Here is a 24,032-nt window from a genome sequence, read left to right as displayed (position 1 = left end):
TTAATAAATGAGATACCGAAAATAATTGGGATGTTTGACTGAGGGAGAGCGGTTGAAATGAAAAGGGAATTCGGGTTTGCAATTGTCGGAACCGGGCTAATTAGTACCACACATTATGAGCAAATTTCAGCGATTGAAGGAGCAAAAGTGGTTGCTATTTACTCCCGTAAGGAGGAAAAAGCAAAATCACTTGCGAAAAAGGCCGGTGCAGATTGGTATACTGATTATCAAGAAATGCTAAAGAGAAAAGACATCGATATTGTATCGATTATTACACCAAGCGGCACTCATGCTGACATGGCAATAGAGGCTGCGCGGGCAGGAAAGCATGTAATCGTTGAAAAGCCAATGGATATTTCCCTTGAGAAAGCACAGCAAATGATCGATATATGCCGTGAACATCATGTTAAATTAAGTGTTATTTCTCAACACCGCTTTGATCCACCAGCTGTAAAGATTAAAGAAGATATTGATTCAGGAAAATTTGGGAAAATGGTATTAGGGCAAGCGGCAGTGAATTGGTATCGCCCTCAAAGCTACTATGATACTAGTAAGTGGAGAGGAACAATAGAAATGGATGGAGGCGGCGTATTAATCAATCAGACCATTCATACTATCGATTTATTTCAGTACTTCATGGGAGAGGTCGAAAGTGTATACGCACATACAGCCATATTAGCTCATGAAAGAATAGAAGTGGAGGATGTGGCTGTTGCCACGGTAAAATTTAAAAATGGCGGATTAGGAACTATTGTTGGAACTACAGCTGCTTATCCAGGTCTGTCAGCCCGCTTGGAGATAATCGGAACAAATGGTACAGCAGTGATTGAGAATGATCAATTACTTAAGCATTATCTGCGAAATCCAAGTAATGAAACAGAAGCTATCAACTTAGCTGATATTGAAAATCATAATGGAGGAGATCGTGATCATGTATCTGTTGATCCTTTAGCACTTGATGGTGCCTCCCATCGTTTACAGTTTATTGATATGCTAAATGCTATACAGGAGGATAGAGAACCTTTTGTGAATGGGGAAGAGGGATTAAAACCACTAAAAATTATTTTAGCTATTTATCAATCCGCACGTACAGGTCAACCTGTAAAAATATTACAAAATGCATTGCATGCAGTGAAAAACCTCTCTAAAAATTAGAGAGGTCTTTTAATTTACAACCATTTATCTGCCCATTCCTCTAATGATTTGAGCGATCGTCCAAGTTCTATACCTTTTTTGGTTAACGAATATTCGGTCCGTACAGGACGGTCTGCAATTACATTTCTTAACACAATTCCATTTTCCTCGAGCTCTTTCATCCGTTCATTTAATACTCTTTTACTTAAGTCTGGTATAAAGGCATGGATTTCACTAAATCTTTTAGGTTCCTCCATTAATGTGTGAATAACAAGACCCACCCATTTTTTTCCTAGTATATGATAGCACTCTTCAACTTTGCTGCATAATTTATTTTCTGTATCCATATATAAACACCTCAAATGGTTTCCTAGTTATTTTTAATAACCTTAATTTAATAATAGCAGAATCAATTATTAAAATAAAGTATTTACTGGAATAAAATTACCAAGTTTACAGCTCTGTGTTTATATGTTCACGAATATGACACATATAAAATTGATAACAAAATCATAAAAAGTTATTATGGTTACTTAAAGTTACTTAGCAACTATTATTTTACAAATTTTAATCACTAATTTGTTTAGAAATTTCATTTTTTATTAAGTCTCTAATTCAAGATATTAAAAGTTAAGGATTTTGCTAAAAGGAGAATCTTATAGCTTATTAGTTAACAGGAAAGTGGTGAAAATTAAAAAAGGTAAGCGGTTAATTATTCAGTGAAATAGGAGTTATTTTTCTATCATTTATCTCGAATTCAATATAAATGATAGAGTATGAAATAAAAAAAGCAAACCATTTTTAACAATGGATTAAAGAAATGAGGGATTAAAATGGGGCGTTTATAAAATATGAAGTATAGCAGGGCCAATATATTGAGGGGCTAATAATAATTTAGTTATTTATTGACATGGTAATTAAACATTTTTATACTTAGGGTAATCACATTGCGGTACGTGTGTATCGCTATGTGGTCAAATGTAAAACAAAAAGGCGTTTACTAAAAATGAAATTAAGGACTTAATGTTTTCTTAGAAGTTCTATTTTAGAAAAAATATTAAAAAATGATGGTTAAAAATATGAATATAGTTAAAATTGGTATGATTGGGAACGGAACGGGAGTGAGCGGTGCTAGATTCACTGGGCCATGGGTGCGCTAGAAAAGTGGTGACAGAGACCAGAAAAGAAAATGGATGCATTATGTATACTCTTCATGAAGATATCAATGCGGTCAATCATTACAACCATTGAAGAATGGGAGAATGAAGAGGTTATCAACCAACACAATAAAAGTGAACATGTCGTGAAAATAGTTCCAGAGTTGAGGAAATTGAGAGAAGACACAGAAATCAACCATTCTGGGTATTAGATCCAGATGGAAATTGGCTTGAGTTTATGGAAATGAACCCTGAATCCCCACATATGAAAAGTTAAGATAGATAATGAAGAGGAGTATTTTATGAGATTAAACAAAGTTCGTTGGGGCATTATTGGATGTGGTGATGTGACGGAAGTGAAAAGTGGACCTGCATTCTGGCTGACTTAACAGGAGGTGGCGGTCAGTGCCCAAGCACTGGAGTGACCGGTTCAAGGACCAACCGGGTCATGGGTGAATTTAGATAAGGGCCACCGATTTAATAGATCCAAGAAAGACAAACATAAATAAGGATTGTCAGTAATATTATAATGGAATAATATCTTGAAAATGAGATATTATTCTTGACGATTCTTGGATAATTGTATTATGGTTAGTTATGTTAATTAGATATTTTAATAGTTAAGTATAAAATGCTGTCAAATCAGCTTTTTACTATATTAAGTTTGGAGGAAAATTAGCATGAAATTTTTTATCGATACTGCAAACCTTGAAGAAATCAAAAAAGCTTATAAAATCGGGGTGTTATCAGGAGTAACGACTAACCCTTCTTTAGTAGCGAAAGAGGGCGTGAAATTTGAAGATCGTATTGCTGAAATCCTAAACGCAGTTCCAGAAGTTGAGTCTGTTTCTGCTGAGGTTACACCGAACGCTTTGACAGCTGAACAAATGATTGCGGAAGCTAACGAGCTTATTAAAATTAACGGTGGCGATAAAAATATCACCATTAAATTGCCAATGAACTTAGACGGATTAGAGGCTTGCCGTTATCTAACAAAAAAAGGTGTTAAAACGAACGTTACACTAATTTTTAGTGTGAACCAAGCATTATTGGCAGCTCGTGCCGGAGCTACATATGTTTCACCATTCTTAGGCCGTTTAGATGATATTAACGAAGATGGTGTAGAATTAGTTGCAAAAATCGCGAAGATGTTCCAGGTTCAAAACTTGGATACACAAATCATTGCAGCATCAGTTCGTCATCCTGATCATGTTACTCGTGTGGCGTTAGCAGGAGCTCATATTGCAACTATTCCATTTAAGGTTATTGAGCAATTATCAAAACACCCGTTAACTGACCAAGGTCTTGAAAAGTTTGCTGCTGACTGGAAAACAGTTTAAAAAGCAAAAAGGGGCTGTCAAAAAGTCAGGTAAAACTGACCTTGAAAGCCCCTCTTATTTTTATAATAAGATTTTGGAAAAAGAACCGGAATCTCAGCTTGGTATTGTTTCTAATTGGTCAACCCATAGTATCGTTAATAAATTCGGCAGTGTGGGCATTTCATTATGAATCTGAATATATCTATTACACTTTACAGTGGCAACACACTCAATAAAAGAATGTCGATCTTCAATCAATACTTTATAACTACCTACATTCGGTAACGAATAATTCGGCAGTAAACCGTTCTTTTGACAATACTTAGTTTTATAAAAGCCTCCCAATAGACTCGGTAATTCACTAAGCTTTCGTTCTGTTAAGTACTTTCTAATCAAAGTCGAACTAATTTTTTGATTATTCCACTTTAGCTCTTCGACAACAGTTAGGCCTACTTGCTGTGTAGCCGCATAAACTGCCAGTGTTTTAACAGTACCACTTGCTTTTGCCCCATATGTGTAGTCGAAACCGCAAATAATTTCCTCAGCATTCAAACCTATAATATAATCATTTAAAAAATCGTTCGCTTCTACTTTAGCTAATTCCTTTGTAAACTCTACGATATAAAAAATGTCTACTTCAAGCCTTTCTAACTTTTCAACTTTTTGTTCTAGTGGCTCTAGATATGAGACTTCTATGTCCGAAAATAACACACTTTTTGGATGCGGGAAAAAAGAGAGGACCGCTAATGATAAATTTTCTGCTTTTGCTTTTTCTTTAGCTGTTTGAATTACTTTTTGATGCCCTAAATGCACACCATCAAAATAACCAAGTGCCATCGCTACATTGGGAGCTGATTGTTTAATCTCTTGTAAGTTATTAGCATTCACATAGATTACCCTCATTGCGATTCTCTCCTTTTTCTTTTATTTGTACTACTTCATAGATTTTTTATTTTTTCACGACTTCCTTTAAAATGTTAGCGCTTACTCCGCCGAGTATACCGAAGTCAACTTCAAACTCATCGCCTGTTTCAAAGGGAACAGCTTTTGATAGTGCTCCTGATAAAACAAACATGCCCGGATTGATAGAAATGCCATATGCACTCAATTCATTTGCTAGCCAGACAACCGCATTGAGTGGGTTACCTAACACGGCCGAGCTCGTTGCTTCGTCTAAAAATTTACCATTTTTCTTCACAATCATTGGGATATTTGTAATGTCCTCAATATCTTTGAGTAGTGTATGCTTTTCACCTAAAATCGCACCTGCTGAAGAACCATTGTCTGCTACCGTATCCTCGAATTTTATTTTCCAATTTGCGATTCGGCTATCGATTACTTCTACGGCTGGTACAACATAAGCAGTGGCACCGATTACATCTTGCGGTGTCACTTTTGGTCCTTTTAACTCTTTATTGAAAACAAATGCAATTTCAAACTCTACCTTTGGTTGAATAAAGGACTCAGCAGCTAAACCATCTGCCTCATCATATACCATTGTATCTAAAATAAAACCGTAGTCTGGTGTATATACATTCAACATTTCTTGCATCGCTTTACTTGTTAAACCAATTTTTAGCCCTTTTACTGTCGCACCGGAGTCAATCTTTTGACGAATTTGCGCTAATTGCACTGCATAGGCATCAGCAACCGTAATATTTTCATAGGTTTCAGTTAATGGGGTGATTGGCTGTTTCGTACGTTCTGCTTCAAGCAATGCATTAGCCATTAATTGAATATTCATAGAGAATTCTCCTTTTAAGACTTAACTGTTTCTACCTCAGTCAATTGACGATATTTACCACTAAAGAATAATAACGGATTTTTACCCTCAAGACGTAAATCTACCACTCTGCCAATGAATAATGTATGGTCACCTTCTACATGTTCTGATACAACTTCACATGCGATTTGAGCGATAGCCCCTTTTAGTACTGGTAGTTCAGCTAACGTTTCAAATTCTACTGCTTCACCAGGTTTTCCAGCGAAATGACGTGAATAATGCTCTTGATCTTCCGCTAAAATATTTACTGTATATTTTTTAGACTGTGAGACTTTTTCTAAAAATTTTGCTTTATGTCCAATAGAAATTAAGACAAGCTTCGGATCCAATGATACTGACATGAAACCGTTTGCTGTCATTCCATGTGTTTCTCCCTCGTTTTCAGTTAAAAGAACGGTTACACCTGTGGCAAATTTCCCCATTGCATCTCTAAATAAACGATCATCCATCCCAATTCCTCCATCCTTAATCGAATAATTTAATCATAAAGGAGTCTATTTAAAATTGTCATTGTTATTTTTATTGAAAATTGAGAAAAAAACAATAATATTTATGCAAGACTAAATTGAAATTTTTTGTGGAAAAATTTCAAAAAAGTTCAGATTTATCAATATATGTCAATGAAATAATTTTAACATTTTTGGAATTGGGAATTTAATCTTTTCTTTTTTGTTCTCATACAAACCCAAATAAGTATCATTTTTTTTTTCTTGTAAATCTCTTTTTTTTCAAATAGAATTCTTTTCATGGAAGATTCATATATTGAATGTTTCCATTAGCCACTATTTTTTAAAAAAAGAAAGTAAAAAAAGTGCCGAAATGAATGCATTTCTAGCAAAATAAATGGAGGTGTGATATTATTCTAACATTATATTGAAAACGCTAACAATTACCTCAAGAATTTTCGGAAAAATCTAACAATATAATTACGAAATGATGTGGATAGGAAAATTCAGTAATACAAGGGGGATTTTATGCATATGCGTTGGGTTGTATTAGGATTTCTATTCTTACTATCTGTTTTAAACTATACGGATAAAACAGTTTTAGGATTAGCCGCAGAACCAATCATGTCTGAATTAGATTTATCTTACGATCAGTTTGGTTTAGTAGGAAGCAGCTTCTTCGCTGCATACGCTGTCGGAAGTATTATTTTAAGTACATTAACGTATCGCTTCAACACAAAATATTTATTATTGATAATTGCTACTGGATGGACTGTTTCATTAGCAAGCGCTTATTTTGTAGAAACGGTAACAAACTTAATTTTACTACGTGTTAGTTTAGGTTTCTTCGAGGGTGGTACGCTCGGTTTGTGCATAGTACACCTTGCACGATGGTTTACTAGTTCACAACGCGGTGTCGCTTCAGCTATTATGACTTCTGGTACAACAGTTGGTACGTATTTAGCTGCACCACTTTTGGTTATGGGGATTACAAACTTAGGCTGGCAACATACTTTCGCAATACTAGGGGCAGCAAGCTTTGTATGGGCATTATTATTCTTCTTTATGAGAGACGAGCCTAAGCAGCCACTGGTTGAAGACGTAAAATCTTTAGCTTCTAACAAGGAAGTACCGTTCAAGTATATTTTAGAAGTTTTAATCAACCCGTATGTATTATCAATTTTAGTTGTAGGTTTCGTATCAATGTGGATTACAACTTGGGTTTTAACATGGGCACCAACTTACTTAACAAAAATTGTTGGTCTTGAGCCGCATATTATGAGCTTAGTATTTGCTGGAATGGGTATTGTAGGTACTGTATTCGCTATTTGTGCAGGTAAATTTACAGACATCTTATTCAAGAAAAATAAAAGCCTTATCAAATCTTATGACCGTGTATTAGTTATAGTTTTACTTGTTGGTGCGCTCTCTTACGCAATGACAACCATTGTATCATCACCAGTTTTAGCATGTATTTTCTTAGGCGGAGGCCTGGTAATGAACACAAGCCTATTACCGTTAAATGTTGCAATAAAAACGTTGATCATTCCGAAAAAATTAGTAGGCAGTGTAACAGGGATTTCATTATCTATTTCAAGTATGGCTGGAGTAATCGGTCCATGGATTACTGGTTACTTAATTACATTTACAGGTGATGACGTTCGCTCTGGCTTCAACTCAGGGGTGTTAGTGATAGTTAGTTTATATGTTGTAACTGCGATAGTGTTATTAGCTACACGTAAATTAAAAATTACAGCAACTGAAAAAGAAGATGCACGTCGTACTACGGAAGAAAAGCAAATGAGCCTAGATGTTTCTGTAGAACAATAGAATCCCACATGAAAAAAGACTGTAGACAAACTAGAAAATAAGTTTGTCTACAGTCTTTTTTCATCGTTTTAAACCTCGTTATATTATCGTGCAAATTCCTCAAAGCATAAACTATCCGACAATATTAGCGCCTGAATCACTAATAAAGTATACGCGGCTGTTGAAGCGTTTTTTAGTGAAATTTGCAGCTGCTCTTCAATTTGCTTTATACGATATTGGATACCGCCGATTGATAACGTCAACTCATCCATCGTTTCTTTTAAGCGCTGGCTATTTAATAAATAAACGTAAAGCGTGTGCAGCAATTCTTTTTTACGAGGATCGTCGAAATTGTATAAGTCTTTTAACGTCTTTTTCGCCATTTCATGTAGCTGTTCGATACTCATGTTCCTTACAATATCGCCAAGCATACCTAAATCTTCGTAATCTGTTAGCAGCTTTTGATTTGGGAAGCGCTGTGCGATACGCGCTTCTTGAAGAGAATGTTCAAATTCTTTAAAGTTGCTAAACGTTCCGCTAAGCCCGATTGAATATTTATAATTGCTATTTTTTTTCTCCATCTTTTGAAAAATCTTAATCATTTTCCTCTGCCAGCCTTGCTTATCACTATTAAGTGAGTTAAGGAGAGCAATTTCTTCCCCCAGTACTGCAAAAATACAAGGTAAATCCCACTCTTTTGCCAACTTTGAGAGCTGTGTCAGCTGATCGTGAATGTCAATAATTTCTTTATTTTTCTTTTTCTTTTTCACACTAATAATACCTGTAGAAAACGGCGGCCGAAACATAAACGGTAAAAACTTATAGTAAGATTCGATATCTTTAATATTTCGATTATGAATTAAACGCTCTAATAGCGAGCTGCGCATACGCTGCTGCTCTTCAAACTGCGCTTCCTCGTATAAAATACATAACGCCACCACCGTAGAAATACGCTCTAAAAATAAGTGATCGTTTTCATCCATACTTTGATCGTCAAAGTAAAAAAAAGAACAAGAGGCATAATTTTTTTTATTAATAAGAACAGGTGCGGTCAACTTCCAATATTCATTGCCTTTGTAATGCGAAACGTTGTGCTTATCATCAAAATGCAATAATTTCGCCTTATCTTTTTCAATTAGTAGCTGCTGTTCTTCGGTTAAACCAATTTGACTTAATGGAGTGCCATGAATATCCTCAATCAAAATTGGGATGTTCAACAGCTCATACGCAGCCTGTACAATTTCATCCATAGAATGCTTATCTGTTACTTTTTGCGTGAGTTGACCATGAAACATTGAAATTTTTTCGAGCAATTGTTTATGATGCAAAAGTGCATCATATGTCATTTCCAGCTCAGATAAGATGTTGTCGTTTTGATAAAGGTGAATAAGCTCCTCCTTCTCGTTGAGCCAATCGCGCTCTAAACGGACTTTAAACTCGCAGCATGGATCACCTTTTGCAACGCACTTGTACTCAACCGCAATAATTGACTCGCCAAACTCATATGTTAATGCACCACTCGCAAACCCGCATAACATGTGACAAACACATTCATTTGCTAAACCGTAATTTTTAAGGTGCAATGCTGCTTCGAATGATTCTACCCATTGTCCCCACGTATTGTTACATTCAATCGTGCCGTCCGGATGGCGCACAATTTCTCCCATGAAAATTACATCTTTTACATGACCTAAGCGCGAATGTCTTTTACCGACAGGACTCACCGAGTTCTTATTCTGAAGCCTATTTTTTGCTGATTCCATCCCAAACTCTTTACCAAATCGGAATAAAAAACCTTTCGTTTTATGAGAGCCAATATTGTTAAATAAATTGTTTTTTAATGTGTGGAAGGCATTTGCCGACATTAAAATATTTTTTGTTTCGTTAGAATCAAATGCTATTTCACTCATTAAAATCACATCCCCTATGATTTTCTATTCCCCATATTACTAAAATTAAGTTCACTTTTCAATAAATTTTAATGATTACGACTATTCATTCAATAAAAATCGCTATTATGTTTAAATTTATTAACCGTTATACTCAAAACAACAGAAAACAGCCAATCAGCACAAGGGGGCAAAAAACGATGACAATTTTTGAAGGATTTCATAATAGTTACGTATTAGCAAAAGGTGTACGTACACATTATTCTTGGGCTGGAACAGAAGGACCAGCTGTAATTTTACTACATGGTGCAGGACCTGGTGCTTGCGGCGCAGCGGGTTGGCGTTTTATGTTGCCTGCATTAGCAAAAGCTGGCTTCCGTGCATACGCAGTAGACCAACTATCAATGGGCTTCACAGATGCACGCCCTCACGCATGGCCAGTAAATGGTCATCAAAGCTTAGTGAATCATGTACATGATTTTATTGAAGCATTATGCCTAGATGAAGTATCACTTGTTGGCAACTCACAAGGTGCTTACGTTGCAGCTAAATATGCAATTGACCATCCTGAAAAAGTAAATAAGGTTGTTTACATTGGCAGTAATACGATTTATCAAGCAATGCAAGAAGTACCCGAAAGAAGGCTGCGTTCATTCTTAGAAGTGATTGGTTACGACTATACAGAAGAATCGTTACGTAAATTTATGTATCGCAATTCAAGTGAAGATACAGTCATTCCTGAAGAATTAATTCAACTTCGTCATCAAGCAGCAACCCGCCCAGGTGTAAAAGAATCAAATCAAGCGTTTGATACTTACTTAGCAAGAATGAATGAAGAACCAAAGCTTTGGGATCGTTACTGTATTAAGGATTCATTACCAAAATTAAAAATTCCTGGCTTATTCATTTGGGGTAACCAAGATGCTGTCGCACCGGTAGAGACAGGCTATAAGCTTCAGAAATTATTACCGAACATTAAATTCGAATATATCGAAGACTGCGGTCACCAAGCACAAACGGACCAACCAGAAATCGTGAACAAACTTGTTATCGATTTTTTAGCAGTTGAAAAAGATCAAGCAGTTTCAGCACAATAAACTATTTTTGAAAGGAATGATCAGATGTTAACAGCAGTTCATAATAAAGCTCCTTATGAAGAAATTATGCAAAAAGCAAAGCGTATCGGGGAAGCTGCAGAGTTGGAAGCAATTGAAGCAGATCTAAACTCGACAATTTCTCCACGCCTCGCGGATATTATCCGCGAGGAGGAAATTCATCGTTTAATTTTACCGAAAGAGTTTGGCTATCCACAACTTGATTGGCGCACGTTCGTTGATATGGTAAGCACAGTAGGTTACCACAACTTATCTGCTTCGTGGTTAACATACTTTTTCTCCGTGCACAACTCTTGGGTATGCTACTATCCAAAGCACATTCGTGATGAAGTCATTAACCAAGGCGGCTTCGTAGCTGACGTATTTGCACCAATCGGCAAAGTAGAACCAGTTGAAAACGGCTATATTGTTTCAGGTAAGTACAACTTTGTAAGCGGTATCAACTATTGCGATTGGGTTGGCGTTGGCGCATTTATGAAATTCGAAGATAACGACAAGCCTGAGCGAGTAGGTATTTTATTAAAAGTTTCTGACTTAGAAGTTGTGAAAACCTGGGATTCGCTTGGTCTTCGTGGATCAGGTAGTAATACATTAATCGTTGATAAAGTTTTCGTTAAGCCTGATGCCATTTTACGCTTTAACAAAATTATCGAAAAGAGCCAGCCGCCGTATGAAGATTTCGATCAAGAATACTTATACTACAACACACCATTCTACCCTGGCTTCTATGTAGGGTTTGCAGCGATGGCTGTTGGCGGTGCCGAGCGTGTTCTTGACGAATTCGAAAAGCATACAGCAGGCCGCGTACGGTTCTCGGGCATAAACGAAAAAGATTCTCCTGCGAGCCAACGCGTACTTTCGGAGTTAAAGCTCGAAATGCTCTCTGCTAAAAGCCTATTAAATGAATACATCTCAATGATGGAAACAGATAAAGGCGGCCCTTACGAAGGGGCAAAATATAAAGCAATCCGTGCAAAGATAATTGATAAGTGTGCACAAATCGGCGTGAAATCACTGCTAACTTTAGGCGGACACGCCTTATTAAAAGGTCATCCAGTAGAGCTATTTACTCGTGACTTAATGGCAATCGCAACCCACATTACTTCTTTATATGAAGACGGCATTTTAGGTTACGGCAGACATTTATTCGGCGTTAATACAAACATTCAAGGGTAATATCACATTCATAAAGTAAGAATTCGTAATTCACATGTCCTCTTATAAAACAACAATTAACTATGAGGTGAATATAAATGGGAAAATTTCATTACGCACCAGAAATTGCAAAATTAGGACACGTGGCATTAGTGTCAGCAGATCTTGAAAAATCTTTATGGTTCTTCCGCGACACAATCGGCTTAGAAGAAACAGAAGTTGTAGATGGCGTACACTACTTACGAGCTTGGGGCGACTTCGAACACCATACATTATCAATTACAGCTGGTGAAACTTCTTACATCGATCACATCGGCTGGCGTACAAAACGTCGCGAGGACATAGCAACTTTCGCAAAATTATTAGAAGATGCTGGTACAGAAGTACGTTGGATAGAAGCAGGCGAAGAAGTAGCACAAGGTGAGGCAATCCGCTTCGAATTACCAAGTGGTCACCGCTTCGAACTTTACTATGATATGGAAAAAACACCTGCTGATGAATCTCGTAAATCAGTGCTTAAAAACCAAACTTATAAATCTTGGGCGAAAGGTGTATCTCCACGCCGTATCGACCATGTAAACTTACAAACTTCTCACGACAACGCTGAGATCGTAAAATATTTACAAGAAGCATTAGGCTTCAAGCTGCGCGAATATTTCGTAAATCCAGACGATGTACAAGTAGCAAGCTGGTTATCAGTAACAAACTTGGTACATGACGTAGCAATCATGTCTACATCACGTTCGAAAGAGCCAAACGAAATGCACCATATCGCTTACTGGTTAGACAACGCACAAGACTTATTACGTGCTGCTGACATTTTATGCGAATCAGATGTACAATTCGTTGGTCCTGGTAAACATGGTATTTCTCAAGCAATGTACATTTACGTAAAAGACCCAGGAAGCGGCTTACGTCTTGAAATCTTTACAAACGGCTACTTAATCTTCGAGCCAGACTGGGAGCCAGTGAAATGGACTTATGAAGAATATTTGAAGAATGGTTCTGCATACTGGGGTGATCGTCGTCGCGACGACGTAGATCGTGAAGCACAAGTAAAAGAATTAGTGAAATAATAATACTTAAACCACCAGTAATTATAACGATAAACACTGGTGGTTTTTTAGCAATAAATGTAGATAGTTTTTTATAGGAAGGGGTGTTAGCTGTTGAAGGCAATGTTAACGGTGTTAGTCTTATCTTTACTTGGCGGTTATATTTTTAGCCTGCTGCACATCCCTATTCCATGGATGCTCGGCCCGATTGGTTTCGTCATGTTAGCCCAATTTATTTATAAAGGACCGCTCAAATGGTCCGGCCAAATGTGTGATTTAGGTGTCGTCATGGTCGGTACCGCAATAGGTGTAGAATTTAACAGCGATTTATTCGGCATGATGAGCTCTATTTTATTTTACATGATAACGGTAAACGTTATTTTAATCGGCGGCTCAATCGGCATCGCCTATTTAACGTGCAAATGGGCAAAAATCCCGATGAAAGCTGCTGTACTAGGGGCTATCCCAGGCGGTTTAAGTCAAATCGTCGTCTTTGCCGAGGAAGAAAAGGTTATAGAAATCGGCGTTATTTCTTATTTTCAAGTAATTCGGCTATTACTAGTCGTTGTATTCGTACCCTTTATCGTCAGTGGCCAAGTAATAAGTAAGCAGCCAACTGACGCGAAGCTAACGATTAGTTTAGTCTTATTAATTGCACTAGCATGGGTATGCTCACACTTAACGAAACGCATCCATTTGCCAGTAGCATGTTTCATCACACCAATTATTTTGTTAATTATGTTGCAACTCACAACACCAATGGCAATGCCACAAGTACCTGGCACTGTCATGGACGTCGCACAGTTACTAATCGGCGCCCATATCGGTCTCATGCTCAAGCCACATATGATTAAGCTGCCAGTACGCGTACTCGCAGGCGGTATTTTCAGCTCATTCGCACTGATTGCCCTAACTTATGGCTCAAGCTTCCTAATGTCGTCTGCAATGGACACAACATTCGCTACAAGTTTCCTAAGTACGGCCCCAGGTGGCTTAGATCAGATGGTATTATTGGCAGATGCAGTTAATGGAGAGGTCTCGCTTGTTACTATGTTCCAAACGTTCAGGCTGCTGTTCATTTTTATTTTAATTATGCCTTTGCTGAAAATATTTTATCGTTGGCAAGAAAAAAAAAGAGATTGTCTACAATCAAGAAGGAGGTGTAGTAAAGTATTTAATATATAAAAGCGTCGGCGTAAGTGTCATCGATATCAGAAGAAAAAACAGTCTTTGATATTCTCGGTATTGTGTATGAAACGATAGTAAAGCAGAAAAAAGCAGCCTAGCGAAAAAATCGTATTTTAATAGGCTTCTTTGTCATGCTTATGAAGTGATTCGGGGGACGCAGTGGTGCACTGCCGCAGTTTAAAAAAAACGATAAACTAAGAGCCTAATATATAATATAAGGCTCTTGTTTTATTTATACCAAAAGGTAGTGATCGTTCAATCAAAATACTCAATAAACCGTTGGGCACCTTTCGATAGAGGACGATTTTTGTCCCAGATGAGAGAGATTTTATTTTGAAGAGGACAATCCTCTATTTCGACAATTTTTATATTATCTGACGTGTGAATGGCGAGTGTTGATCTTGGCAGAACGGCCGCTCCCATCCCGGCCGCGACAAAGGAAAAGATAATGCCAGCATCATGAGATTCGCAGACGATGTTCGTTTTGACTCCTAGTTTTATACAGGCATCATGAAAGGCGGTATATTTTCCATACTTGTTTTCTCGTACGAACATGACAAGCGGGATGTCTTCGAGATCCTTCATACGGATAGATGTTCTAGATGTATCCCACTCCCATTTACTTGGAATGAATAACACATAAGGTTCTACGTGTAAAGTTTTTGATGCATAATCCAAAGATAGGTCTGAAACGAAGCGAACGAAAGCTAATTCTACTAATCTATCTTCTAAAAACTTAACAACTTCATGGGGATGGCCGTCCTCTATGCGGAAGGTAACGAGTGGATATTGACTATGGAACGCTTGAATTTTTTCCGGCAAATAGGCCGCGGCCACTGTTTTCGCAGTACCTATTGAGAGCTGTCCCCGTAAGCCATCTCCCGTTTCTTTCACTTCCATTACAGTGTCATCGATTTGATTTAGGATACTAACTGCGCGTTGGTAGAGTAATATTCCAGCCTCCGTTAACTCGACGCTCCTGCTGTTCCGGATAAACAAAGAGGTCCCTAGCTCTTCTTCGATTAACTTTAGCTGTTGGCTTAGGGGCGGCTGGGCCATATTCAATTTCTTTGCAGCTCGTGTAATTTGTCCTTCATTTGATACTGTCACAAAGTAACGTAATTGGCGTATATCCATGTGCTGATCACCTATCCATATTTTTATCGTATCGCAAACCTATTAAATAGATATTTGAAGTATTAGTATACCAAATGCTACTATCAAAATAAATAATATTCAGAATAATAAAAATCACAAAACAACAATTGCTGGAGATGTTTTAGCTAGAGACCGTGCGCATGGTTTCATAAGTAAGAAATAGGAGTTAATGAAACAAGCCCCATTCAATCCGAAGTGTAAAGCGTACGGTTGGTGGAAGCTTCAGATATATATTTTTAGTTAAGAAAGGAAGTGCGGTGGTGCTAGTATATTTGAATTCTGCAGCAGTTTTAGCTGTGACAGGATATGCTTTGTATTTATTTATTCAAATCGTTTACAGTCGGTATTTGTTTGTGAAGCTCGGCAAGAAAACCGCATTTGAACTGAACCTTAAAGAACGATTGAATAGTGTGTTAGTCAATGGGTTTGGTCAAAGGAAATTGTTTAAAGACAAGAAAAGCGGTCTGATGCATTTGATCTTGTTCTATGGTTTTTTCGTCATTCAAATTGGGCTTATTGAAATCATCATCAAGGGATTTATCAAAGGATACGAATTCCCATTTGGAACCCTGCACAAATATTTCAGTCTTATGCAGGAGTGGACAACTTTCCTCATGCTGTGCGCAGTAGTATTTGCTTTTTACCGTCGCTATATTGAAAAATTAAAGCGTTTACAGCTCAGAAGAGATTTCAAAGCGGCTGTGGTCATCATTGCTTTAACCACGCTGACAGCGTCCATCCTGCTCACGCTGGGTTTTGAAACTGTGATGCTCGGGCATGAACCGGATTTAATCTATGCTCCATTCTCTGGTGTGGTTGCTGCGGTGTTCTCGGGCATTAGCACGAGTGCAGGAACAATATTGTTCTACGTATTTTGGTGGGTGCACCTGCTGACCGTGTTGTCCTTCATGGTTTTCGTCCCGCAGTCAAAGCAAGCGCATGAGCTATTCGCGTTATTTAATTTGTTTTTCAAGAAAGTCGGTCCTGTCGGAAAATTGAGTAAAATCGATTTCGAGGATGAAGAGGCTGAGGAATTCGGTGTTGGAAAAATCGAGAATTTTACCCAACAGCAGTTGATCGATCTGTATGCCTGCGCAGAATGCGGACGATGTACAAATATGTGTCCTGCTTCCGGTACAGGTAAGACCCTTTCACCAATGGAACTCATTTTGAAAATGCGAAACCACCTGACGGAAAAGGGAGCTTCGATCACATCGCGTTCGCCTTGGGTGCCAGCCTTTGCTTTTAAGGATACGAAAGCCAGTCCAATGGCTCTACAAGCGACAGTGGGTGGGAATTCCGAGGTAGCCGCTTCTGTTGAAATACCAAATCTAATCGGGGATATCATCACGGAAGAAGAACTGTGGGCATGTACGACATGCCGAAATTGTGAAGATCAATGTCCGGTAATGAATGAGCATGTTGACAAAATTATCGATATGCGCAGGTTTTTGGTTATGACGCAAGGAGAAATGCCAGCTGAAGCTTCACGCTACTTCAATAATATCGAGAGACAAGGAAACCCTTGGGGCTCTAACCGCAATGAACGCATCAAATGGCGTGAAGGCATGGAGGATATTATCAAGACCGTTGATGAAACCCCTGAATTTGATGTTTTATTCTGGGTAGGTTCAATGGGATCGTACGACATCCGCAGCCAGAGGATTGCCCGATCTTTTGCCCGTCTGCTGCACAAGGCAGGGGTGAAATTTGCGATTCTCGGCAATGAAGAGAGGAATTCAGGGGACACAGCGCGCCGGATGGGGAACGAGTACTTATTCCAGGACTTATGCACTCAAAACATTGAGACGTTCCAGACGTACGGTGTGCGCAAAATTGTGACGACAGATCCCCATGCATTTAACACCTTTAAAAATGAGTACCCGGAATTTGGGCTGGAAGCGGAAGTCGTGCACCATACCCAACTTCTGGCTGATCTACTGAAAGAAGGCAGACTCAAGCCAACGAAGAAGGTTGAAGAGAAAGTGGCCTATCATGACTCTTGTTATATCGGACGCTACAATGATATCTACGGTTCGCCAAGGGAAATACTGCGTGCAATCCCGGGAATTAAGTTGCTCGAGATGGAACGAAACAAGGAAAATGCACTTTGTTGCGGAGCCGGCGGAGGCAGGATGTGGATGGAAGAGCGCGAAGGGACCCGAGTAAATATAGCACGGACGGAAATGGCGCTTCAAACGAACCCAACGGTCATTGGCAGCAATTGCCCTTATTGTTTAACGATGCTTTCCGATGGCACTAAGGCTAAGGAAGTCGAGGAACAGGTGCAGACGCTGGATATTGCTGAAATCATTGAAAAGTCGGTTGAATTTTAAAAGGATAATATAGGAGATGAATTCATGAACAACAAAGACAAGTTCGAAAGGTACACGACAGCTGATGCTTTGATGGAAGCGTTGCAGGAAGTCGGCATTTCCTACCTGTTTTGCAACCTAGGCAGCGATCATCCTTCGATGATTGAGGCCTTGGCAAAGGCCAAGGAGGAAGGGAAGGAACTTCCCAAGGCCATCATTTGTCCGCATGAGAGTACCGCTTTATCCGCAGCTCAAGGGTATGCGATGCTGACAGGCCAGGCACAGGGCGTAATCATTCATACGGATGTGGGGACCCAAAATCTGGGAGGTGCTGTTCATAATGCATTTCGAGCTCGCGTCCCGGTGTTCATTTTCGCTGGAGAAACACCGTTCACCATGGACGGAGAGCTTCCGGGCAGCCGCAATTCCTATGTGAATTATCTGCAAAATGTATACGATCAGCGTGGAATCCTTAGGTCCTATGTCAAATGGGAATCAGATATCAGAACGGGAAAAAACGTTAAACAGCTCATTTACCGGGCGATGCAGATGGCTCAAAGTGATCCAGCTGGACCGGTTTATTTGACCGGAGCAAGAGAAGTGCTAGAGGAAAATGTGGAGAAACTGCCAGACTCTTGGGGGGGATGGGCGCTAATTGAACAATCCTCCTTACCCAAATGGGGTCTTGATGAAATCGTAAGCGCTTTATTAGAAGCCCGAAATCCATTGTTGATTACTTCTTATTTAGGCAGAAATACGAAAGCGGTCCCAAAATTAATTGAATTTTGCGAAAAAATGGCTATACCTGTTGTGGAACAGATTCCTACTTTCGTTAATTTCCCGAGGGACCACTCTCTGCATCTGGGGTACGATCCAAATCCATTTGTTTCCGAAGCAGATGTCATTATCGCCATTGATACGGATGTTCCTTGGGTCGCTACACAAGTTCAGCCAAAGGACGAATGCAAAGTCTACTATATTGATTTAGATCCAATCAAGGAAGACATTCCATTATGGCACATTCCCGCGGTAAAGAATTATCGTGCGGATGCCTATGCCTCCTTAATTCAATTAAATGATGATCTAGCCCAGAGGGATATTAATCAGGAGCAAGTACAAGAACGTTATCTTCGTTTAGCCAAATGCCACGAAGAGCAGCGTAAAGATTGGAAGCAGAAAGAACAGGGGGAAGGATACACGATTTCCCCGGAATGGCTGACGGCTTGTTTGCGTAATGTGGTGGACGTTGAGACCATCATATTAGATGAGACGATTACGAATACCATGACGGTAGCCAAACATTTGCCGCGCTCAAAGACAGGCACCTATTTTAGCAGCGGAGGTACATCCTTAGGATGGAACGGTGGTGCAGCTATTGGAATCAAGCTCGCTGATCCAACGAAAACGATAGTCAATTTAACCGGTGACGGATCATACTTATTCAGCGTTCCTGCCTCGGTTCACTGGATGTCGCGCAGATATCAAGCGCCATTCCTGACGGTCATTTACAACAATGAAGGCTGGAATGCAACGAAGCAGAATCTATTAAAGCGATATCCAGACGGCATAGCCAAACAAACGGACCGTTACTGGGTGAATTTTGATCAATCGGCCGATCTAGCAAAAATTGCTGAAGCGGCAGGTGGGGCATACGCCAGGATGGTGACAGATCCAAGGGAGTTACCTGAAGTATTACAGCAGGCCATGAATGAAGTGAAAAACGGAAAATCAGCTGTTGTGGATGTCCGCCTGGCCAAAGTTTCGAATCAGAAAGATTATTAATCTAAGTTTTTCTGAAATTATGATTTCGTTGGGAGGTGATGGACGGTTAAATAAGTTTTTATTAAAGCTGTGAAATTTAAAATTAGGGGGAATTTAGAAAATGAAAAAGTTCGTTATGCTCTGTTTGACAGCTTTATTTCTTGTACTGGCAGGTTGTGCGCAATCTTCACAATCAACGGGTTCGGATGCAACTACGGCAGCAAAAAATGAAAAACAGACAAAAATTGAGTATCCAACAAGACCGATTGAAGTTCTCGTACCATTTGCAGCGGGCGGCTCTACAGACATTGGTGCGAGAATCATAGAAAAATACCTTCCTAAATATTTGCCTGGTGCCAAGCTAGTAATTGTGAATAAACCAGGCGGCAGCGGCTCAATTGCGATCACGGATTTATTTAACTCCAAGCCTGATGGATACACCCTTGCAATGTCTACACACCGTGCTATTTCCATGCAGCCTTTGTATGGGAATGTGAAATACTCCCATGACAGTTTTCAACCAATCTCAAAAGTATTCGGTAACCAGCAAATCATGATAGTTAAAGCAGATGCTCCTTGGGAAACGTTTGAAGAATGGCTCGATTACGTGAAGAAAAACCCTGGTAAATTCTCATATGGTGTAGCTGGCGGGATTGGATCAGGAGCGCATATACCGGTGGCAGAACTGGAAAAGCAGGCGGGCTTTGAAGCAAAGGCGGTATCATTTGAAGGTACGCCTCCCGCAATCACAGGTGTTTTAGGCGGGCATGTTCAGGGGGCTATGGTACAGCCGAGTGATGCCAAGGCGCTGATTGAATCTGGTGAGCTTCGCGGATTATTTAATGTCGCAAGTGTACCTGTTCCTTATTTTCCTGATATCCCGCTTTTGAAAGATAAAGGCTTCGATATTGCGATTGACAGCAATACCTCGCTTTTTGCACCGAAGGGTGTACCCGAAGAAATTGTTACGATGCTAGAAGAAGCGCTTAAGAAAACAATGGAAGATCCTGAAGTGTTAGCAGAATTCAAGAAAGCCTCTCTACAGACTCAATATGGCAATCCTGAGGTTGTCCAAAAAGAGGTTGATGCAGAGAATGTTAGATTTGGAAAAATGTTAATGGAACTAGGGCTAATTAAATAAAACTGTGTATGAAACATAATTGGGTATTCGGGTTGAACCTGAATGCCCTCCATTTTCGATTTGTTTGTGGAAGGGGATGAATTTCTATCATGAGTAATTACAGGTCAGGAATTTGGGCTGGGGCAGTCATTTTCCTTCTAGCTCTTTTCTTGTTTGTACTGTCCTTGCAGTATTCCTATTCTAGTGCTCTTGGACCGGGACCGGGCTTCTTTCCTACTTGGTTGAGCGGTATCCTGATGGCCCTCTCGATTTGGTATATCTATGAAAGCGTAAAAGGGAAAAATGTAAGCAGTGAATCGTGGCCAACGGGACGTTCATTAAAACATATTTTGTTTATCATTATCAGTTTGGTCCTTTTCGTGATTCTCTTTTCATTATTCGGATTTATAGTTGCGGGTGTTATCTTTTTGGCCATTTTGTTCTACAAAGAGTATAAATGGTACACCACCTTATTGATGTCTGTCGGAATAACAGTATTCATTTACTTGATGTTTAATACAGTTTTAAAGGTGTACTTACCTTTAGGCGGGATACTATTTTAGGGGGGCAGTTAAATGGATTCATTGTTATTGCTTTTGCATGGATTTGAAACGGCTTTAAGCTGGTCAAATCTTCTCTACTGCCTTATTGGTGTAATGCTTGGGATGGTCATCGGCGTTCTCCCTGGTCTTGGTCCAGTATCTGGTACTGCTTTGCTTATTCCGATTACTTTCGGGATGGAGCCAGTCACTGCTATTATTATGCTTTCTGGAATCTTCTATGGATCGATGTATGGAGGAACGATTACTTCTGTATTAGTGAACGTGCCAGGTGAGGCTGCATCGGTCATTACATGTATAGACGGTTACGAGATGACAAAGCAGGGGCGTTCGGGAGCGGCACTTGGGGTGGCTGCAATTGGCTCGTTTATCGGTGGGATTGTTGCTGTAACGGCGCTTACGTTTGTAGGTCCTGCTTTGTCTAAAATTGCGTTGAAATTTGGTCCTCCGGAGTTCTTTGCCATTATGCTGCTTGGCATGCTGATGATTGTGGCATTGATGGGAAAGTCTTTGGTCAGGGGATTAATTGCTGCATTTCTCGGTTTATTGCTTGCGATGGTAGGACAAGACATGGTCACTGGAGAATTCCGTTTCACATTTAACTCCATAGAGTTGATGGATGGAATTGATTTTGCGGTCATGGCCATGGGTCTGTTTGGAATTTCAGAGATTTTGCTGAATGCGGAAAACCCGACAAAAGTCTCCAAGCCAGAAAAGGTCACAGGTCTTCTTCCTAAGCGGGAAGAATGGGGACCAACTCTTAAATCCGTCGGAAGGGGAACAGGCATCGGAATGATTCTTGGAGTCATCCCAGGTGCAAACTCCATTATTGCGTCAACTTTTTCCTACATTTTAGAAAAAAAGGTTGCCAAGGATCCGTCCCGTTTTGGAAAAGGAGCGATCGAGGGGGTAGCAGGACCTGAGACGGCGAATAACGCCCACAGCGGTGCGGCATTAATTCCCTTATTTTCCTTAGGACTGCCAAGCTCGCCAACCATGGCGGTTATTTTAGGGGCGTTTGTTATGCACGGATTAACGCCAGGACCAGCCCTGTTTACGAAAAATCCGGACTTTGTATGGGGCCTGATTGCCAGTATGTTTATTGGAAATGTTTTATTGCTGATCATGAACATGCCTTTAGTCGGTATGTGGGCCAAAATTGCGATGATACCGTATAAGTTATTGTTTCCGATTATCCTGATGGTCATTTTAGTTGGAACTTACAGTCTAAATGGCAGCCTTTGGGATGTTGGGATGATGCTGATTTTTGGGGTTATTGGTTATATCCTGAAGAAATTAGATATCCCGATGTCCGCGATGATTGTAACTTTTATATTAGGGTCCCAATTGGAGACTTCAATGCTGCAATCCTTATCTATTTCAACTGAAGGTTTTCTTATCTTTTTTACTCAGCCAATTTCAGCCGTTATCATGGGCGTTGCCCTCATTATATTTGCCATTAGCGTCTATAGCGGAGTGAAAAATAAGCGTGGGAATCTGGCGGACGATGTTGAAATGTAATGCAGGAACGAATGAAATGAAATGAAATGGACATAACGAGGTGAATGCACATGAAGGTGAACTTGTTCATAAACAATGAAGATGTGACAACAGAGCATTATGATGAAGTAAGGGATCCAGGCAGATTAAGTGAAGTAGTTGGTATTATCGCCAAAGGGGATGCAGGCCATATTGATCAGGCTGTGCAAGCTGCACATCAAGCCTTCCACTCCTGGCGCCTAACTACACTTGATGAAAGAATGTCAATTCTATTGAAATCCGCTGAAGAAATTGAGAAAAATATGTCATCTATCGCCAGTGTGACGGCTAAAGAAAACGGCATGCTGCTTGGCAGAACCGTTGATGAAGTTAAGTTAGGCTTGATGGATATGAGAACTATAATAGAATTGGCGCCATCTGCCTTTAAACAACGCAGCATAGAGGATGAAAGCGGCTGGGTCAGCGTAGTGAAGAGGCCGATGGGTGTGATTGCTTGTATCGTTCCTTGGAATGCCCCTATTATTCTGACTTTGCAAAAAATAACGCCGATCCTTCTTGCGGGCAATACAATTGTAGTTAAACCGTCTCCGACTGCTTCAATGGGCGTAGTAACGCTATTAAGAACAATGGCGGGATTTTTCCCACCAGGCGTAATTAATGTTGTTCTTGGCGGTGGTGATGTAGGAAGTGCTTTAACCTCTCATCCGCTCGTACGTAAAATTTCCTTTACCGGCGGAGGGAGTACTGCAGTGGCGATCATGAAATCTGCTGCTGACACACTTAAAGGGGTTCACTTTGAATTAGGGGGTAACGATCCAGCTATTGTACTAAACGACGCAGATCTTAATGAAGTCGTTCCAAAAATTGTAGAAGGAGCATTCCGAAGAACAGGTCAATTCTGCTTTGCGATTAAGCGCGTTTACATCCCTTATGATATGTATGATGAGTTCTATGAAAAGGCTTGCGCGTTAACAGACTCCTATAAAATCGGGTATCAATTAAACGAAGACGCTACAATGGGGCCAATTAACAACCAACTTCAATATCAAAGGATTAGTGAACTGATCGAAAGACTGGAACACAGCGGGGCTAATTTAGTCAAGTTAGGAAAGCAACTTGAACCTGAGAATTGGGATAATGGATACTATCTTCAGCCAGTTATCGTAAGAGATGTTGATCCCTATGCTGAGATTGTGACCTGTGAACAATTTGGTCCAGTGCTCCCGCTGATTCCATATCATACGGAAGAAGAGGTTATTCACATGGCCAACAATTCAGAATTCGGTTTGGGTTCTTCCGTATGGTCTTCGGATTTTGATCGTGCATTGGGCGTTGCGAACCAAATAGAAGCGGGTATGACCTTCATTAATGGTCATGGACAAACACCTTTAGGATCAAAATACATCCCGTTTGGCGGAATCAAGCAAAGTGGAATCGGAAGAGAAAAGTCTATCGAGGTTTTTGACGAATTTATTGAATATCATGGGATTAATTTCCATAAGAAAAAATAATAATTGATCGGTTTAAAAAGCTCTCCAGATTTGGGGAGTCCTTTTTATTTTCCATTC

The 24,032-nt window shown here is 39.7% G+C and carries 20 protein-coding genes; 14 read left to right on the top strand and 6 right to left on the bottom strand.

Features of this window, described 5'->3' with window-relative positions; all coding sequences use genetic code 11:
- The first annotated feature begins 57 nt into the window (after positions 1–57).
- Positions 58–1,155, top strand: a complete 1,098-nt coding sequence (locus tag ACIQAA_RS07085; protein ID WP_402616877.1) for a Gfo/Idh/MocA family protein — start codon at positions 58–60, stop codon at positions 1,153–1,155.
- A 14-nt stretch (positions 1,156–1,169) separates the two neighbouring features.
- Here the strand turns inward: ACIQAA_RS07085 and ACIQAA_RS07080 are convergent, their stop codons facing one another.
- Positions 1,170–1,481 (bottom strand): winged helix-turn-helix transcriptional regulator, encoded by a 312-nt coding sequence (locus ACIQAA_RS07080; RefSeq protein ID WP_402616874.1) that lies wholly within the window; start codon positions 1,479–1,481, stop codon positions 1,170–1,172.
- 878 nt (positions 1,482–2,359) lie between these two features.
- Here ACIQAA_RS07080 and ACIQAA_RS07075 point away from each other — a divergent pair.
- Together ACIQAA_RS07075 and fsa are read left to right on the top strand one after the other, a co-directional pair.
- Complete coding sequence (locus ACIQAA_RS07075) at positions 2,360–2,503, top strand: hypothetical protein (protein ID WP_402616871.1); 144 nt, start codon at positions 2,360–2,362, stop codon at positions 2,501–2,503.
- A gap of 468 nt (positions 2,504–2,971) precedes the next feature.
- Entirely contained in the window at positions 2,972–3,631 is a 660-nt protein-coding gene (fsa, locus tag ACIQAA_RS07070; RefSeq protein ID WP_402616868.1) for a fructose-6-phosphate aldolase, read from the top strand.
- A gap of 93 nt (positions 3,632–3,724) precedes the next feature.
- Here fsa and ACIQAA_RS07065 read toward each other — a convergent pair whose 3' ends face one another.
- From ACIQAA_RS07065 to ACIQAA_RS07055, 3 genes are read right to left on the bottom strand one after another with little or no spacing between them, the layout of a single operon-like run.
- The gene (locus ACIQAA_RS07065) at positions 3,725–4,513 is read right to left on the bottom strand and encodes an adenylyltransferase/cytidyltransferase family protein (protein WP_402616865.1); all 789 of its coding nucleotides are present in this window, start codon (positions 4,511–4,513) and stop codon (positions 3,725–3,727) included.
- A gap of 46 nt (positions 4,514–4,559) precedes the next feature.
- On the bottom strand, positions 4,560–5,354 hold the full coding sequence (locus tag ACIQAA_RS07060; protein WP_402616862.1) for a 2-keto-4-pentenoate hydratase: 795 nt from the start codon (positions 5,352–5,354) through the stop codon (positions 4,560–4,562).
- A gap of 14 nt (positions 5,355–5,368) precedes the next feature.
- Complete coding sequence (locus ACIQAA_RS07055) at positions 5,369–5,842, bottom strand: flavin reductase family protein (RefSeq protein ID WP_402616859.1); 474 nt, start codon at positions 5,840–5,842, stop codon at positions 5,369–5,371.
- A gap of 525 nt (positions 5,843–6,367) precedes the next feature.
- Here ACIQAA_RS07055 and ACIQAA_RS07050 point away from each other — a divergent pair.
- On the top strand, positions 6,368–7,669 hold the full coding sequence (locus ACIQAA_RS07050) for an MFS transporter (protein WP_402616856.1): 1,302 nt from the start codon (positions 6,368–6,370) through the stop codon (positions 7,667–7,669).
- Positions 7,670–7,752: 83 nt separating this feature from the next.
- On the opposite strand, the gene ACIQAA_RS07045 is transcribed toward ACIQAA_RS07050, so the two are convergent.
- On the bottom strand, positions 7,753–9,558 hold the full coding sequence (locus tag ACIQAA_RS07045) for a V4R domain-containing protein (protein ID WP_402616853.1): 1,806 nt from the start codon (positions 9,556–9,558) through the stop codon (positions 7,753–7,755).
- 179 nt (positions 9,559–9,737) lie between these two features.
- On the opposite strand from ACIQAA_RS07045, the gene ACIQAA_RS07040 reads away from it, so the two are divergent.
- From ACIQAA_RS07040 to ACIQAA_RS07025, 4 genes are all read left to right on the top strand, one after another.
- The gene (locus ACIQAA_RS07040; protein ID WP_402616850.1) at positions 9,738–10,634 is read left to right on the top strand and encodes an alpha/beta fold hydrolase; all 897 of its coding nucleotides are present in this window, start codon (positions 9,738–9,740) and stop codon (positions 10,632–10,634) included.
- 24 nt (positions 10,635–10,658) lie between these two features.
- Positions 10,659–11,828 (top strand): acyl-CoA dehydrogenase family protein, encoded by a 1,170-nt coding sequence (locus tag ACIQAA_RS07035; protein WP_402616847.1) that lies wholly within the window; start codon positions 10,659–10,661, stop codon positions 11,826–11,828.
- A gap of 77 nt (positions 11,829–11,905) precedes the next feature.
- Positions 11,906–12,883 carry a VOC family protein gene (locus ACIQAA_RS07030; RefSeq protein ID WP_402616844.1) on the top strand — a complete coding sequence of 326 codons (978 nt, stop codon included), beginning with the start codon at positions 11,906–11,908 and terminating at the stop codon, positions 12,881–12,883.
- Between the two features lie 102 nt (positions 12,884–12,985).
- The gene (locus ACIQAA_RS07025; RefSeq protein WP_402617110.1) at positions 12,986–14,047 is read left to right on the top strand and encodes an AbrB family transcriptional regulator; all 1,062 of its coding nucleotides are present in this window, start codon (positions 12,986–12,988) and stop codon (positions 14,045–14,047) included.
- Between the two features lie 258 nt (positions 14,048–14,305).
- On the opposite strand, the gene ACIQAA_RS07020 is transcribed toward ACIQAA_RS07025, so the two are convergent.
- Positions 14,306–15,187, bottom strand: a complete 882-nt coding sequence (locus ACIQAA_RS07020) for a LysR family transcriptional regulator (RefSeq protein WP_402616841.1) — start codon at positions 15,185–15,187, stop codon at positions 14,306–14,308.
- A gap of 281 nt (positions 15,188–15,468) precedes the next feature.
- Between ACIQAA_RS07020 and ACIQAA_RS07015 the strand changes: the two genes are divergently transcribed.
- From ACIQAA_RS07015 to ACIQAA_RS06990, 6 genes are all read left to right on the top strand, one after another.
- The gene (locus ACIQAA_RS07015) at positions 15,469–17,544 is read left to right on the top strand and encodes a (Fe-S)-binding protein (protein WP_402616838.1); all 2,076 of its coding nucleotides are present in this window, start codon (positions 15,469–15,471) and stop codon (positions 17,542–17,544) included.
- 24 nt (positions 17,545–17,568) lie between these two features.
- Positions 17,569–19,305 carry a thiamine pyrophosphate-requiring protein gene (locus ACIQAA_RS07010; RefSeq protein WP_402616835.1) on the top strand — a complete coding sequence of 579 codons (1,737 nt, stop codon included), beginning with the start codon at positions 17,569–17,571 and terminating at the stop codon, positions 19,303–19,305.
- 100 nt (positions 19,306–19,405) lie between these two features.
- The gene (locus tag ACIQAA_RS07005; protein WP_402616832.1) at positions 19,406–20,425 is read left to right on the top strand and encodes a tripartite tricarboxylate transporter substrate binding protein; all 1,020 of its coding nucleotides are present in this window, start codon (positions 19,406–19,408) and stop codon (positions 20,423–20,425) included.
- Between the two features lie 89 nt (positions 20,426–20,514).
- Positions 20,515–20,967: a tripartite tricarboxylate transporter TctB family protein gene (locus ACIQAA_RS07000; RefSeq protein WP_402616829.1), complete on the top strand. Its 453-nt coding sequence runs from the start codon at positions 20,515–20,517 to the stop codon at positions 20,965–20,967.
- A 12-nt stretch (positions 20,968–20,979) separates the two neighbouring features.
- Entirely contained in the window at positions 20,980–22,485 is a 1,506-nt protein-coding gene (locus ACIQAA_RS06995; RefSeq protein ID WP_402616826.1) for a tripartite tricarboxylate transporter permease, read from the top strand.
- Between the two features lie 50 nt (positions 22,486–22,535).
- The gene (locus ACIQAA_RS06990) at positions 22,536–23,975 is read left to right on the top strand and encodes an aldehyde dehydrogenase family protein (protein ID WP_402616823.1); all 1,440 of its coding nucleotides are present in this window, start codon (positions 22,536–22,538) and stop codon (positions 23,973–23,975) included.
- Positions 23,976–24,032: the final 57 nt, after the last annotated feature.

The organism is Neobacillus sp. NPDC093182, assembly GCF_044754045.1.
This window is presented reverse-complemented; position numbering and strand designations above follow the sequence as displayed.

Coding starts and splice junctions, on each gene's coding strand:
- ACIQAA_RS07000 (WP_402616829.1), top strand. CDS start 20,515: ATGAGTAATTACAGGTCAGGAATTTGGGCTGGGGCAGTCATTTTCCTT.
- ACIQAA_RS07055 (WP_402616859.1), bottom strand. CDS start 5,842: ATGGATGATCGTTTATTTAGAGATGCAATGGGGAAATTTGCCACAGGT.
- ACIQAA_RS07035 (WP_402616847.1), top strand. CDS start 10,659: ATGTTAACAGCAGTTCATAATAAAGCTCCTTATGAAGAAATTATGCAA.
- ACIQAA_RS07005 (WP_402616832.1), top strand. CDS start 19,406: ATGAAAAAGTTCGTTATGCTCTGTTTGACAGCTTTATTTCTTGTACTG.
- ACIQAA_RS07080 (WP_402616874.1), bottom strand. CDS start 1,481: ATGGATACAGAAAATAAATTATGCAGCAAAGTTGAAGAGTGCTATCAT.
- ACIQAA_RS07065 (WP_402616865.1), bottom strand. CDS start 4,513: ATGAGGGTAATCTATGTGAATGCTAATAACTTACAAGAGATTAAACAA.
- ACIQAA_RS07085 (WP_402616877.1), top strand. CDS start 58: ATGAAAAGGGAATTCGGGTTTGCAATTGTCGGAACCGGGCTAATTAGT.
- ACIQAA_RS07075 (WP_402616871.1), top strand. CDS start 2,360: ATGCGGTCAATCATTACAACCATTGAAGAATGGGAGAATGAAGAGGTT.
- ACIQAA_RS07060 (WP_402616862.1), bottom strand. CDS start 5,354: ATGAATATTCAATTAATGGCTAATGCATTGCTTGAAGCAGAACGTACG.
- ACIQAA_RS07040 (WP_402616850.1), top strand. CDS start 9,738: ATGACAATTTTTGAAGGATTTCATAATAGTTACGTATTAGCAAAAGGT.
- ACIQAA_RS07045 (WP_402616853.1), bottom strand. CDS start 9,558: ATGAGTGAAATAGCATTTGATTCTAACGAAACAAAAAATATTTTAATG.
- ACIQAA_RS06990 (WP_402616823.1), top strand. CDS start 22,536: ATGAAGGTGAACTTGTTCATAAACAATGAAGATGTGACAACAGAGCAT.
- ACIQAA_RS07025 (WP_402617110.1), top strand. CDS start 12,986: ATGTTAACGGTGTTAGTCTTATCTTTACTTGGCGGTTATATTTTTAGC.
- ACIQAA_RS07020 (WP_402616841.1), bottom strand. CDS start 15,187: ATGGATATACGCCAATTACGTTACTTTGTGACAGTATCAAATGAAGGA.
- ACIQAA_RS07050 (WP_402616856.1), top strand. CDS start 6,368: ATGCATATGCGTTGGGTTGTATTAGGATTTCTATTCTTACTATCTGTT.
- ACIQAA_RS07010 (WP_402616835.1), top strand. CDS start 17,569: ATGAACAACAAAGACAAGTTCGAAAGGTACACGACAGCTGATGCTTTG.
- ACIQAA_RS06995 (WP_402616826.1), top strand. CDS start 20,980: ATGGATTCATTGTTATTGCTTTTGCATGGATTTGAAACGGCTTTAAGC.
- fsa (WP_402616868.1), top strand. CDS start 2,972: ATGAAATTTTTTATCGATACTGCAAACCTTGAAGAAATCAAAAAAGCT.
- ACIQAA_RS07030 (WP_402616844.1), top strand. CDS start 11,906: ATGGGAAAATTTCATTACGCACCAGAAATTGCAAAATTAGGACACGTG.